Source organism: Aquamicrobium soli, from assembly GCF_042646345.1.
GTDB lineage: Bacteria > Pseudomonadota > Alphaproteobacteria > Rhizobiales > Rhizobiaceae > Mesorhizobium > Mesorhizobium soli_A.
Genome location: NZ_JBHRTK010000012.1, coordinates 612,157 through 625,857, shown reverse-complemented (window position 1 = coordinate 625,857; position 13,701 = coordinate 612,157). Strand labels below are relative to the sequence as shown.

Here is a 13,701-nt window from a genome sequence, read left to right as displayed (position 1 = left end):
CCAAGCGCTTTGTGCAGTGCGGGAGCGCCGATGCCGCTTATGCCGGCAAATGTCGCCGCGGCCGGCGAGGTCCGGGAGCCCGACGACACTCGACCTATTTCCGGTTTGACTCGCCGATGGGAAAGGGCAAGAAAAGTAGACACGTCTGAATTGCACCATCCACCGGAGAAAAAGAATGCCTGCTGCCAATGCCATCGTCGTCGCCAGCGCCGCGCGCACGCCCGTCGGCTCTTTCAACGGGGCATTCGCCGCTACCCCCGCGCACGACCTCGGCGCGGCCGTCATCCGCGAATTGCTGGCGCGCGCGAAGGTCGAGGCCGCCGAAGTGAACGAAGTCATCCTCGGCCAGGTGCTGACCGCGGCCCAGGGGCAGAACCCGGCGCGCCAGGCCTCGATCAACGCCGGCCTGCCCAAGGAGACGACCGCCTGGGGCCTCAACCAGGTATGCGGCTCGGGCCTTCGCGCGATCGCGCTCGGCATGCAGCAGATCGCCTCGGGCGACGCCGACATCATCATCGCCGGCGGCCAGGAATCCATGTCGCTGTCGACGCACGCCCAGCACCTGCGCTCCGGCACCAAGATGGGCGACCTGAAGCTGATCGACACCATGATCAAGGACGGGCTGTGGGACGCCTTCAACGGTTACCACATGGGCACGACGGCCGAGAACGTCGCCAAGCAGTTCCAGATCACGCGCGACGAGCAGGACCGCTTCGCGCTCGCCTCGCAGAACAAGGCGGAGGCCGCCCAGAAGGCCGGCAAATTCAAGGACGAGATCGTCGCCTTCACCGTCAAGGGCCGCAAGGGCGACACGGTGGTCGAGGACGACGAATATATCCGCCACGGCGCCACGATCGAGGCCATGCAGAAACTGAAGCCGGCTTTCGACAAGGAAGGCACCGTGACGGCCGGCAACGCCTCCGGCATCAATGACGGCGCCGCCGGCGCGCTGCTGATGACCGAGGCGGAAGCCGTGCGGCGCGGCCTCACCCCGCTGGTGCGCATCGCCTCCTGGGCCACCGCCGGCGTCGACCCGACCATCATGGGCACCGGGCCGATCCCGGCCTCGCGCCGCGCTTTGGAAAAGGCCGGCTGGTCGGTCGGCGACCTCGACCTTGTAGAGGCCAACGAGGCCTTCGCCGCGCAGGCCTGCGCCGTCAACAAGGACATGGGCTGGGACCCCTCGATCGTCAACGTCAACGGCGGCGCCATCGCCATCGGCCATCCGATCGGCGCTTCGGGCGCGCGCATCTTCAACACGCTGGTGTTCGAGATGAAGCGACGCGGCGCCAGGAAGGGCCTCGCCACGCTGTGCATCGGCGGCGGCATGGGCGTCGCCATGTGCGTGGAAGCAATGAACTAAGGGAATAGGGGAATAGGGCAGCAGGCGAGTAAGGGAAGGCACGGAACCAACCGTTCTCTCCTACTCCCTTGTTCCCCTATTCCCCGGAAATTGTGGAGGAGAACCAACATGACCAAAGTCGCACTCGTTACCGGGGGGTCGCGCGGCATCGGCGCCGCCATCTCCATCGCGCTCAAAAACGCCGGTTATTCGGTTGCGGCAAACTATGCCGGCAATGACGAGGCGGCACAGAAATTCACCGCCGAGACCGGCATCAAGACCTACAAATGGTCGGTCGCGGATTATGACGCCTGCGCCGCGGGCATCGCCCAGGTGGAGTCCGATCTCGGCCCGGTCTCGGTGCTGGTCAACAATGCCGGCATCACCCGCGACTCCATGTTCCACAAGATGACGCGCGAGCAGTGGAAAGAGGTGATCGACACCAACCTTTCCGGCGCCTTCAACATGACCCATCCGCTGTGGAGCGGCATGCGCGACCGCAAGTTCGGCCGCATCATCACCATCTCCTCGATCAACGGCCAGAAGGGCCAGATGGGCCAGGTCAACTACTCGGCCTCGAAGGCCGGCGACATCGGCTTCACCAAGGCGCTGGCCCAGGAAGGCGCCCGCGCCGGCATCACCGTCAACGTCATCTGCCCCGGCTATATCGGTACCGACATGGTGATGGCCGTGCCCGAGAAGGTACGCGAATCGATCATCGCCCAGATCCCGGTGGGGCGCCTCGGCGAGCCAGAGGAAATCGCGCGCTGCGTCGTCTTCCTGGCCTCCGACGACGCCGGCTTCATCACCGGCTCCACCATCACGGCCAATGGCGGCCAGTATTTCACCTGACCGACAACCGCCACCTTCTTAAAAGCGGGCCACTCGGCCCGCTTTTTCTCATGTCCCGATCCGGCACACAGAAGTTAACACCGGTGCTCCTGCCGACGGCCGATCGGCCGCCCAGCCTGTGCGCCCTCGGTGGACAAGCTGTGGATAATACCAGATATGGTGGCGAACGAACCGGAAACGGGACGCAATCGCTGATTCGTCGCCCGTTCGTTCCGGGTTTGGCCGAACCCTTAACAGAAACGGGGCGCCGGGCGCGCAAAGCGCTTACCTCCGGTTAAGGAAAATAAACAAATTCAGAACGTTAAGCAGGAGCGCCGCCTCCGCGCGGCCATTTGCCGGCATCCTTCGGCGGCAAATGCGTTTGAGGCGGAAAATGATGGTCCTGCCGATTCAGCATGTGGTGAGACAGCAGGCCGCAAAACCCATATGTAGCCGTGAACAAACCCTGAATCGGCGAGAGTCAGCGATTCGTCGCCGATTCGTTCCAGTCCCGTTCCATCTTCAAGGCCGCGCGCATATTCGCCGGCGCTGCTGGACACGGGGCGGCAACATTCCACTTTCGCTTGGCGCGGCAAGTCCCTATGTGTCGGGTGTCACCCGCGCCGTCTGACGCGCCATTCCCCCGCATCGCAGGGCAAGAAGGTTTTCTTCCGGGCCGATGAACATCCAGCCAAAGCCTGCCGAGCCGCTGATCCTTTCTGGCCGTGACGTGACGGCGGTGCTCGGGCCGACCAACACCGGCAAGACCCATCTCGCCATCGAGCGCATGGTGGCGCATGAAAGCGGCATCATCGGCCTGCCGCTGCGCCTGCTGGCGCGCGAGGTCTATGCCCGCGTCTGCGAGAAGATCGGCTCGGCCAAGGTGGCGTTGGTCACCGGCGAGGAGAAGATCCAGCCGCCGGGCGCGAAATACTTCGTCTGCACCGTGGAGGCCACGCCGCGCGAGACCGACGCCGCCTTCGTGGCGCTGGACGAGGTGCAGTTGGCGGGCGACCTCGAGCGCGGCCACATCTTCACCGACCGCATCCTGCACCTGCGGGGCCGGCAGGAAACGCTGCTTTTGGGCGCGGCGACCATGCAGGGCATCCTGCAGAAGCTGCTCAGGGGTATTTCCGTCGTTACGCGGCCGCGCCTTTCGCACCTTGCCTATGCCGGGTCGAAGAAACTGACGCGGCTGCCGCGCCGCACGGCCATCGTCGCCTTCTCCGCCGACGAGGTCTATGCCATCGCCGAACTGATCCGCCGCCAGCAGGGCGGGGCCGCCGTCGTGCTCGGCGCGCTGTCGCCGCGCACCCGCAATTCGCAGGTGGCGCTCTACCAGTCCGGCGACGTCGACTATCTCATCGCCACCGATGCCATCGGCATGGGCCTCAACCTCGATGTCGATCATGTCGCCTTCGCCCAGAACCGAAAATTCGACGGCTTTCAGTACCGGCAGTTGACCGCCGCCGAACTCGGCCAGATCGCCGGGCGCGCCGGGCGGCACCTGCGCGACGGCACCTTCGGCGTCACCGGCCAGGTCGATCCGTTCGACGAGGACCTCGTCCAGAAGATCGAAGGCCACGACTTCGAGCCGGTGAAGGTGCTGCAATGGCGCACCGCCGCTTTCGACTTCTCCTCGCTCGACGCCCTGAAGCGCTCCATCGAAACCAACGCCCCCGTCGAGGGCCTGACCCGCGCCCTGCCGGCCGTGGATGCGCAGGCGCTGGAGTACCTTTCCCGCGACGAGGAAATCCGCGCGCTGGCCAAGAACCGCGAGCGCGTCGCGCTGCTGTGGGAAGCCTGCGCCCTGCCCGACTACCGGCGCATCGCGCCCGCCCAGCATGCCGACCTGATCGCCTCGATCTATACCGACCTTGCCCGGCACGGCCGTGTCGATGAAAACTACATGGCCGAGCAGGTCCGCCGCGCCGACGCCACGGAAGGCGACATCGACACGCTGTCGCATCGGATCGCGCAGATCCGCACCTGGACTTTCGTGTCCAACCGCCCCGGCTGGCTGGCCGATCCGGCACACTGGCAGGAAAAGACGCGGGAAATCGAAGACAGATTGTCGGATGCCCTGCATGAGCGGTTGACGAAACGCTTCGTAGACCGCAGGACTTCCGTCCTCATGCGGCGCCTTAGAGAAAACACCATGCTTGATGCCGAAATAGACGCTACCGGAACCGTCCTTGTCGAAGGCCACCATGTCGGCGAGTTGCAGGGCTTCCGCTTCACCGCCGACCAGAGCGCCGGAGGCGAGGATGCCAAGGCGGTGAAGGCCGCCGCCCAGAAGGCGCTGGGTGCGGAGTTCGAGGCACGCGCCGAGCGCTTCGCCGCTTGCGCCAATGGCGACATCGCGCTGGGTTCGGACGGCACGCTGCGCTGGATCGGTGCGCCGATCGGCACCCTGGTGGCCGGTGAGGACGCGCTGAAGCCGCGTCTGGTGCTGCTTGCCGACGAGCAGTTGACCGGGCCGGCCCGCGACAAGGTCGCCGCGCGCGCCGAGCGCTTCGTCAATTTCCAGATCGAAAGCCTGCTGAAGCCGCTGGTCGACCTGCGCGACGCCGAACAGGTGTCGGGCATCGCCCGCGGCATCGCCTTCCAGCTGGTGGAGAATTTCGGGCTGGTCAACCGCCGCGATATCGCGACCGAGATGAAGTCGCTGGAGCAGGAAGGCCGTGCCGCCCTTCGCCGTCTCGGCGTGCGCTTCGGCGCCTACCACGTCTTCGTGCCTTCGCTGATCAAGCCGGCCCCGGCCGGGCTGATCACGCTGTTATGGGCGCTGAAGAACGACGGCAAGGACAAGCCCGGCTTCGGCGACGTGGTGCATGCACTGGCCTCCGGCCGCACCTCCGTCGTCATCGATCCGGCCTTCGACCCGGCCTTCTATAGGCTGGCGGGATACCGCAACCTCGGGCGCCGCGCCGTGCGCGTCGATATTCTGGAGCGGCTCGCCGACCTCATCCGCCCCGCCACCAACTGGAAGCCGGGCCTGGGGCCGCGGCCGGAAGGGGCCTATGACGGCCACGCCTTCACGGTGACGCCGGCGATGATGTCGATCCTCGGCGCCAATGCCGACGACATGGAGGAAATCCTCAAGGGCCTCGGCTACCGCGCCGAGCCCAAGCCGGCAGCGGAAGTGAAGGCCAGGCTGGAGGCGCAGGACGCCGCCGACCGCGCCGCCGCCGCAGCCAAACTGGCGGCGAAGGAAGCCGAGGCAATCGAAGCGGATGCGACCGCTGGCCTGTCGGCTGAGGAAGCCGAGCGCCCGGCCGATGCCAGCCCTGCCGCCGACGCTGCCGCGCCGGAAACGCCCGTTGCGGCCGAGCCGCAGGCGACGCCGCAGGCTATCAGCGAGGCCGAAACCCAACTGGTGGAGGAAGAGGCTGCTGCAATGACGGCGGACGCCACCGCCGGCCTTCTGGTCGAAGAAACCGATCAGCCGGACGACGGCACGACTGCTCCCGAGCCGCCCCTTCAGGCGGCGGAAACCGACGTTCCGGCCGGCGAAGCCGTTGAGCCTGATACCGGCGGCGACACGGCGGCCGAGGCGCAAGCCAAGACGGACGAGACTGCCGCGCCTGAGGAACAGCCGAAGCCGATCCTTTTGTGGCGGCAGGCACGCTTCGAGCGGCCGCGCGGAAATCATCGCCACCATGGCGGCCACGGCCGTGGCGCCCACGCCGGCGAGCCGGCACGCGATGCGGAAAAGGGCGAGGGCCGGGGCGACGGCAAGGGCGGCCGTCCGCGCTTCGACCGCAACCGCTTCAAGGGCAAGCCGGCGCAGCAGGGCGAAGGCGCCCCCCGCAACCAGGGCAAGCCGAACCGCCAGGCCGGCCGGCCGGAGGGCAAGGGCGGCGCGCCCGGCAAGCCGGTGTTCCAGGGCAAGCCGCGTGAGGAGCGGCCGGCCCGTTTCGACCCGGACTCGCCCTTCGCCAAGCTTGCCGCGCTGCGCGAGCAGTTGAAGAAGTAGCCGGCTCCGGCACGGCCGCCGACGATGGCTCCCGAAAACCGTCAGCGCATCGACAAGTGGCTGTTCTTCTCGCGCGCCGTCAAATCGCGTTCGCTGGCGGCCAAGCTGGTGACGGCGGGCCGGGTGCGCATCAATCGCGACAAAGCAGCGCAGGCCTCCGATCTGGTCAAGCCGGGCGACGTGCTGACCATCACGCTCGACCGCACCATCCACGTCTGGAAGGTCGTCGGTACCGGCACGCGGCGCGGCCCGGCCGAGGAGGCGCGCCGCCTCTACGAGGACCTGTCGCCGCCGCCCGTGCCGAAAGAGGAAGCCGTCGCCAGCGCCATCGCGCCGTTGCGCGAGGCCGGCAGCGGCCGGCCGACCAAGAAGGAACGCCGCCAGACCGACCGGTTGTTCGGCAAGGATTGACCAAGACGCCAAGCGCCGGGCGCGAGCGCGCCTGCGCTGATTTGCGGGGCGATCTGTCCCTTGCAAGCGCCCGGCAAAGGCGTTACCTCACCCAAAGATAGCCTGCCGTACGGGATATCCCGGAGCCTGCCATGACCTACGTCGTCACCGATAACTGCATCAAATGCAAATACATGGATTGCGTCGAGGTCTGTCCGGTCGATTGTTTCTACGAAGGCGAGAACATGCTCGTCATCCATCCTGACGAATGCATCGACTGCGGCGTCTGCGAGCCGGAATGCCCGGCCGACGCGATCAAGCCCGATACCGAGCCCGGCCTCGACAACTGGCTGCAGCTCAACGCCGAATATGCCGATAAATGGCCCAATATTTCGGCCAAGAAAGAGCCGCCCGCCGACGCCAAGTCCTTCGACGGCGAAGCCGGCAAGTTCGAGAAATATTTTTCTCCGGAGCCCGGCGAAGGCAACTGACGATCCGCGACGGGCCAGGGGGAGCTGCCGGACGACAACCGGGCCGTTTGCCGGCGGGTTGCGACGGCATACCTTCGCGCATGCAGCAAAATCTTGATTCTGGCGACTTTTTGTGTTATCTACACTGACAATATGCCAGACACGATGTCGATCTACGGCGACAAACGCCTAAATCACTGAAAGGTGGACTTTCCTATCTGAACCGGAGCGATCCGGGCCGGGCAATCGCACATTTGCGGCTTGCCGGCCCTTGTCTTCTTTCGGATGGGTTACCTGTGGCTGGCAGCAAGGCCGGATCGGTTCCCGCGATCCGGGTCAGGCCGGCGCTGCCGGCGCACAACGAAGGAGTTCAGGCGTAATGGCAACGACGACCCCGCAGAAGAAGACCGCGACCCCAGCGCGGCACGGTTTCAAGACTGGCGAGTTTATCGTTTATCCGGCGCATGGCGTCGGCCAGATTGTCTCCATCGACGAGCAGGAAGTCGCGGGCCACAAGCTGGAACTGTTCGTGATCGACTTCCAGAAGGACAAGATGCGGCTGAAGGTGCCGGTCGCCAAGGCGACGTCCATCGGCATGCGCAAGCTGTCGGAAGGCGACTACGTCGATCGTGCGCTGAAAGTGGTGCAGGGCCGCGCCCGCATCAAGCGCACCATGTGGTCGCGCCGCGCGCAGGAATACGACGCCAAGATCAATTCCGGCGACCTGATTTCCATTTCGGAAGTGGTGCGCGACCTTTATCGCGCCGACAATCAGCCGGAACAGTCCTACTCCGAGCGCCAGCTCTACGAGGCCGCGCTCGACCGGATGGCGCGCGAGATCGCCGCCGTCAACCGCATGTCGGAGACCGAGGCGGTGCGGCTGATCGAGGTCAATCTCAACAAGGGGCCGAAGCGCGGCACCAAGGCCGACAACGAGGAAGCCGAGCAGGAAGAGGCCGCCTGAGCTTCCGCCCGTACGGATCTGCTGCAAGACCCGGCCTCGTGCCGGGTTTTGTTTTTCCGGTTGGCCGCTCCTCTCAGCCCGGCACGGCCTGCCGCCTGCTGTCCGCCCGGTGGCCGCTTACCTCGGCCAGCAGGACGCCGGCCACGACCAGGGACAGCGCGACGGCATGGTAGACGTGGAACGACTCGCCCAGGACGACCAGCGAAAGCAGCGCCCCCCATACCGGCAGGAAATTGATGAAGACGCCGGCCCGGTTGGAGCCGATCAGTTCGACCGCGCGGACATAGAAAGCCTGTGCCAGGAGCGAAGGAAGGATCACCGCATAGGCGATGATCAGCCAGCCCTGGCGGTCGGGCAGGATGGTATCGCCGGCCAGCGCCTCCGCGGCGACGAACGGAAGCGCGCTCGCGACCGCGCCGATGCAAAGCGCCGTCATCAGGCTCATCCAGTGCATGTCGGGCTTGCGCCGCACGATGGCCGTGTAGAGGCCGAAGGCGACGATGGCGAGCAGCATCAGCGCGTCGCCGAAATTCATCGTCAGGTGAAGCAGCGCCTCGATGTCGCCGTTGACGGCCGTGACCACGACGCCGGCGAAGGAAAGCAGGAAGCCGGCGATCTGCCCGACGGTCGTCCGCGTGCCAAACAGCAGAAAGGACGCGACGAACACGAACAGCGGGATGCCTCCCTGCTCGATGCTGACATTGGTGGCCGAGGTGTAGACGAGCGCGCTGTACATGGCCACGCTGAAGCCGGTAAAGCCGATCGCGCCCGTGAAAAGCAGGAACCACCAGTGGCGGCGAATGGCCGGCCAGTCCTGCCGCAGGTGCTTGCCGCCAATCACCAAGAGGATCGCCAGCATGAAGCCCCAGCGGGCGAGGTTGAGGATCATCGGCGAGACATGGCCGACGGCGAGCTTGCCCGCCACCGCGTTGCCGGCCCAGAACAGCATGGTCGCCAGCAGCAGCAGATAGGCCTTCTTCGGCATGGGTTCGTTCCACCGGATCGGATGGGCGGTCCGCTTGCCGCATGCCTGCCGGACATCCGCGGGGTTCCGGGAGGAAGGCATGCGCAAAGGCGGAAGCCTGCAGCTAGCGCGCGAATCTTTTTTCTCGCGACAGGCTCTAGGATGCGGCCTGCGCCAAGTAAATGATACGAAAAGCAGTTTTTGTTGTGCCTCGGCATGGCCGGAACGGTAAAGAATGGTCGCACTTGCGCACTCTTGACGTTATAGAGGCCTGTCGTTTCGCAGCCGCCGCTGCGCTTCTTTGCAGGATTTGAAGGAAAGACACTATGGCCAATGTGGTGGTCGTCGGTTCCCAGTGGGGCGACGAGGGCAAGGGCAAGATCGTCGACTGGCTGTCGGAACGGGCCGATGTGGTGGTCCGCTTCCAGGGCGGCCACAACGCCGGCCATACGCTGGTGGTCGACGGAACCGTCTACAAGCTGTCGCTGCTGCCTTCCGGCGTGGTGCGCCAGGGCAAGCTTTCCATCATCGGCAACGGCGTCGTCTTCGACCCGCATGCATTTGTGGCCGAAATGGCGAAATTGCAGGCGCAGGGCGTGGAAGTCACGCCCGACCGCCTGAAAATAGCCGAAAATACGGCGCTCATCCTGTCTGTGCACCGGGAACTGGATGGATTCCGCGAGGACGCCGCCTCCAATTCCGGAACCAAAATTGGCACGACCCGCCGCGGCATCGGCCCCGCCTATGAGGACAAGGTGGGCCGCCGTGCGGTGAAGGTGATGGATCTGGCGGACTTGGAAACCCTCCCCCTGAAGGTCGACCGGCTTCTGACGCACCACAATGCGCTGCGCCGCGGTCTCGGCCACACGGAAGTGGCGCACGAGACGATCATGGAGGAACTGACCTCGGTAGCCGGAAAGATCCTGCCCTATGTCGATCATGTCTGGCGGGTGCTGGACGAGCGCCGCCGCGCCGGCGAGCGCATCCTGTTCGAGGGCGCGCAGGGCACCATGCTCGACATCGACCACGGCACCTATCCCTTCGTCACCTCCTCCAACACCGTTGCCGGGCAGGCCGCCGCCGGCTCCGGCGTCGGGCCCGGCGCGATCGACTATGTGCTGGGCATCACCAAGGCCTACACCACGCGCGTCGGCGGAGGCCCGTTCCCGACCGAGCAGCAGAACGAAGTCGGCGAGTTCCTGGGCACGCGCGGCCACGAGTTCGGCGTCGTCACCGGGCGCAAGCGCCGCTGCGGCTGGTTCGACGCGGTGCTGGTGCGCCAGGCGGTCGCCGTCAACGGCATCAAGGGCATCGCGCTGACCAAGCTTGACGTGCTCGACGGGCTGGACGAAATCAAGGTCTGCACCGGCTACCGGCTCGATGGCGAGGTGATCGACTACCTGCCGGCCAGCCAGGGCGCGCAGGCGCGCGTCGAGGCCGTCTACGAGACGCTGGAAGGTTGGAAGGGCACCACCGCCGGCGCGCGGAGCTGGAACGACCTGCCGGCGCAGGCAGTCAAGTATGTCCGCTACATCGAGGAACTGATCGGCGCGCCGGTGGCGCTGCTTTCCACCAGCCCGGAGAGGGACGACACCATCCTGGTAACCGATCCGTTCCAGGATTAACCCAAATTCCCCGCCGGGCAAGCGGATCGGCGGGAGGAAGCAAGTACAGGTCGACTGAAGCATGGCAGATTTCGTTGCTGTTCTGAAAAAGACAATCGACGGCATGGGCGAGACGACCCCGCAGATGCGCGCGCGCGTCTACGACAAGGCGCGCTCGACCATTGCGGCCAAGCTTGCGGCCATCGTTCCGCCGCCGCCGCAGGAAGTCGCCGAGCGCCAGAAGCGCACGTTGGAAGACGCCATCGCGTCGGTCGAGAAGAGCTACGCCAAGCCGGCGCCGCCGCCGGCTCCCGCATCCGATCCGCTGGCGGAACTGGAAAACATCTTTTCCTCCATCGACCGCAACCGCAACACGCCGAGCCATGTGCGGCCCGCGCCGGCGCCGGCAAAGGCCGCCGCCGAGCCGGTTCGGCAGGCGCCCCCGCCGCCGGCGGCTCCCATCGCCGCGTCGGCTGCCTTCGACGGCCAGCCGTCGAAGGTCGCCCAGCCGACGCCTCCGCCGGCCGCCAGGGCCGCGCCGCCCAAGGCGCCCACCGCCGCCGACAAGCCGGCTCTGGCTGTTGCGGCCGAGCCACCGGTATTCGAGCCGGAGCCGCGCAACGAGGAATTCTCGACACATCACCTGCCGGGCGATTCCGGCGACCTTTTCCAGGAGCCCGCCCGTCCGCGCCGCTGGGGCCGCCTGGCCGCCGCCGTCGCCGCGCTCGTCGTGGTTGCCGGTGCCGCCTACGGCGTCTGGCTCAACGGCGACGCCTTCAAGGGCATGATCGGCGGAGACGAGGCCAAGCCGCAGGCCGTCAACGTGGAACCGCTGGCCCCCGCCAAGCAGACCGCCGAGGCGGAAAAGCCTGCCGCCACGCCGGCGGAAACCTCCGAGCCGCCGCCCGTCACCGCGCCGGAGGCCGTCGACAAGCCCAAGTTCACCCAGCGCCTGACGCCGGAAGGGAAAGAGATCGACCCCGGCCCGGCCGGCGGTGAAAGCTCGATCGGCGAAGGAACATCCGTTGTCGCGCTGACCACCCAGCCGTCCGGCCAGACGCCGGCGGACCAGCCGGCAGAAGCGGCGACGCCGGAATCGGATGCCGCTGCCGCCGACCCGGCGACCACGCCCGCCACGGAAAACGCGCCCGCGCCCGAAGCGACGCAACCGGCGCTCGCCGTCGGCCAGAAGGCGATCTTCTACGAGGAGCGCACCAGCACCGCCGAAGGCTCCGCGGAGCCGGGCAACATCGTCTGGTCGCTGGTGCAGGAATCGCCCGGCGGCGAGGCCCCGCCCGAGCCGGCGATCCGCGCCGAGGCCAATATTCCCGGCAAGAACATCCAGTTGCGCATGACCATCCGCCGCAACACCGACGAGACGCTGCCGGCAAGCCACATCGTCGAGCTGATCTTCCTGACGCCCGAAGGGTTTGAAGGCGGCGGCATCGACAATATCCTGCGCATCGCCATGAAGACGTCCGAGCAGGATGCCGGCAGCCCGCTGATCGGCATCCCGGCCAAGATCGCCGACGGCTTCTTCTTGGTCGCGCTCAACGACACCAAGGCCGACGAGCAGGCCAACATGACGCTGCTGCGTAACCAGGACTGGATCGACATTCCCATCATTTACAAGTCGGGGCGGCGCGCCCTGATCACCATGGAAAAGGGCATTCCCGGCGACAAGGTGTTCGACGACGCGCTGAAGGCCTGGCAGGAGAAGTCGGCCGGCTGAGGCCGCCGCCTTCGGGTGCAAGGCGGCTGCGGCTGTTCGATTTCGCTCCCGCGCCTCTTGGTGGCGGCAGCGGATCGATGCTATGGTGCCGCCATGGGGATGGGGTTCCCCCAAGGTCGAAAGGCCGAACCGCCCATGAGGGCTGATGACTCCTGTCGCTGCAACCGGCGGCAGGGGTGCGTCTGGAGGCACCCGCCGCATGGCGGGTTTTTTGTCGCCCGCCCTCGAGAGGAAAAGTTCGATGTCCTTTACCACTTGCCTGATCGTGATGACCGGCGGCGCGTTCGGCACGCTGGCACGTTATGTCGTTTCCGCCCTAGCCCTGTCGGTCAGCGGGCAGATGCCGTGGGGCACCCTCGTCGTCAACATCACCGGCTCTTTCCTGATCGGCTTCTTCGGCACGCTGACCCTGGCGCATGGCCGCTTTCCGGTGTCGGAAAACTGGCGGCTGTTCGTGATGATCGGCATGTGCGGCGGCTACACGACGTTCTCCTCCTTCAGCCTGCAGACGCTGGACCTGCTGCGGCAGGGCGCGTTGAGCCGGGCACTGGTCAATGTCGCGGCATCGGTCGTCCTGTGCGTCGCGGCGGTCGCGATCGGCCACCAGGTCGCGGCGCTGATGAACGGCGGCGCGACCGAGGTGGCGCAACTGCCGCTCGAGGAAGAGGCGTCCTGACGAACTCTGCGGGAAATCAGCCGGAAGAACCGCGCCTCGGAGCGCGGCCGCTCACGCCTCGACCAGCTTGAGGCTGCGGTCGAAGACACCGAGCACGCGTGCCAGTTCATGGCCGCGCTTGAGGATGCGGCCGCCGGCGGCAACGACGCTGTAGGCGCCCTGCTTGCGCGCGAGTTTCGGGTCCTTGACGATCTGGAACAGCGGCACCTCGCTGGTGCGGCGGAAGACGGAGAAGACGGCCCGGTCGGACAGGTGGTCGATGGCGTAGTCACGCCATTCGTTGGCCGCGACCATGCGCCCGTAAAGCCTCAGTATCAGTTCCAGTTCCCTGCGTTCGAAAGCGACAGGCAGGTCGAGCCGTTCGCGGCGAGCCTCGTTGAAGGGAATCAATATTGCCGATGCGTCCCCACCCTCCGAACCACCATCGATCATGCCGAGGAGCCTTTCAAAGCTGGTTGTCCTTTCCAAGGTCGCGCTTTCCCCCCGCAATTGCAACCCCGGCTTACGATTCGCCCAAATGCGCCCTTCCCGAATCGTCCAGTCACTTTTTCCGACCCATGTGTTGGAATTGGTGATTCCCCGCCACAGTTTCGCCGTTTTTTACCCGCGCTGCCGCCCCAATGTCCGACGAGTCTACACTCGTTGCCTGAGACGGTTCGGTCCGGCACCTGCTCGTAAACCCCAAGCCCCCCGCCCACGAGCTTGAGTCGGATCGAACCAACCTCAGTCTTTCGTCAAGAAAGCCGACA

At 66.2% G+C, this 13,701-nt stretch carries 11 protein-coding genes and 1 riboswitch; of the genes, 9 read left to right on the top strand and 2 right to left on the bottom strand.

What is annotated here, in order from left to right; all coding sequences use genetic code 11:
• Positions 1 to 175: 175 nt before the first annotated feature.
• The 6 genes from ACFOHJ_RS12805 (at position 176) to ACFOHJ_RS12780 (ending at position 7,976) form a co-directional block, all read left to right on the top strand.
• Positions 176 to 1,363, top strand: a complete 1,188-nt coding sequence (locus tag ACFOHJ_RS12805) for an acetyl-CoA C-acetyltransferase (RefSeq protein ID WP_378220951.1) — start codon at positions 176 to 178, stop codon at positions 1,361 to 1,363.
• A gap of 108 nt (positions 1,364 to 1,471) precedes the next feature.
• Positions 1,472 to 2,194 carry a beta-ketoacyl-ACP reductase gene (phbB, locus tag ACFOHJ_RS12800; protein WP_378220950.1) on the top strand — a complete coding sequence of 241 codons (723 nt, stop codon included), beginning with the start codon at positions 1,472 to 1,474 and terminating at the stop codon, positions 2,192 to 2,194.
• Between the two features lie 658 nt (positions 2,195 to 2,852).
• The gene (locus ACFOHJ_RS12795) at positions 2,853 to 6,152 is read left to right on the top strand and encodes a helicase-related protein (protein ID WP_378220948.1); all 3,300 of its coding nucleotides are present in this window, start codon (positions 2,853 to 2,855) and stop codon (positions 6,150 to 6,152) included.
• 24 nt (positions 6,153 to 6,176) lie between these two features.
• Complete coding sequence (locus ACFOHJ_RS12790) at positions 6,177 to 6,563, top strand: RNA-binding S4 domain-containing protein (protein ID WP_378220946.1); 387 nt, start codon at positions 6,177 to 6,179, stop codon at positions 6,561 to 6,563.
• A gap of 131 nt (positions 6,564 to 6,694) precedes the next feature.
• Entirely contained in the window at positions 6,695 to 7,033 is a 339-nt protein-coding gene (gene fdxA / locus ACFOHJ_RS12785; RefSeq protein ID WP_378220944.1) for a ferredoxin FdxA, read from the top strand.
• A 358-nt stretch (positions 7,034 to 7,391) separates the two neighbouring features.
• Positions 7,392 to 7,976 carry a CarD family transcriptional regulator gene (locus ACFOHJ_RS12780; RefSeq protein WP_378220942.1) on the top strand — a complete coding sequence of 195 codons (585 nt, stop codon included), beginning with the start codon at positions 7,392 to 7,394 and terminating at the stop codon, positions 7,974 to 7,976.
• A 73-nt stretch (positions 7,977 to 8,049) separates the two neighbouring features.
• On the opposite strand, the gene ACFOHJ_RS12775 is transcribed toward ACFOHJ_RS12780, so the two are convergent.
• Entirely contained in the window at positions 8,050 to 8,961 is a 912-nt protein-coding gene (locus tag ACFOHJ_RS12775; protein ID WP_378220940.1) for a DMT family transporter, read from the bottom strand.
• Positions 8,962 to 9,266: 305 nt separating this feature from the next.
• Between ACFOHJ_RS12775 and ACFOHJ_RS12770 the strand changes: the two genes are divergently transcribed.
• The 3 genes from ACFOHJ_RS12770 (at position 9,267) to crcB (ending at position 12,952) form a co-directional block, all read left to right on the top strand.
• Positions 9,267 to 10,565: an adenylosuccinate synthase gene (locus tag ACFOHJ_RS12770; RefSeq protein ID WP_378220938.1), complete on the top strand. Its 1,299-nt coding sequence runs from the start codon at positions 9,267 to 9,269 to the stop codon at positions 10,563 to 10,565.
• 61 nt (positions 10,566 to 10,626) lie between these two features.
• Positions 10,627 to 12,276, top strand: a complete 1,650-nt coding sequence (locus ACFOHJ_RS12765; RefSeq protein WP_378220937.1) for a hypothetical protein — start codon at positions 10,627 to 10,629, stop codon at positions 12,274 to 12,276.
• 86 nt (positions 12,277 to 12,362) lie between these two features.
• Positions 12,363 to 12,438, top strand: a riboswitch (Fluoride riboswitch).
• Positions 12,439 to 12,517: 79 nt separating this feature from the next.
• Positions 12,518 to 12,952, top strand: coding sequence for a fluoride efflux transporter CrcB (crcB, locus tag ACFOHJ_RS12760; RefSeq protein WP_378220935.1), 435 nt, complete (start codon positions 12,518 to 12,520; stop codon positions 12,950 to 12,952).
• A gap of 51 nt (positions 12,953 to 13,003) precedes the next feature.
• Here crcB and ACFOHJ_RS12755 read toward each other — a convergent pair whose 3' ends face one another.
• Positions 13,004 to 13,384 carry a DUF2794 domain-containing protein gene (locus tag ACFOHJ_RS12755; protein ID WP_378221567.1) on the bottom strand — a complete coding sequence of 127 codons (381 nt, stop codon included), beginning with the start codon at positions 13,382 to 13,384 and terminating at the stop codon, positions 13,004 to 13,006.
• Positions 13,385 to 13,701 lie beyond the last annotated feature (317 nt).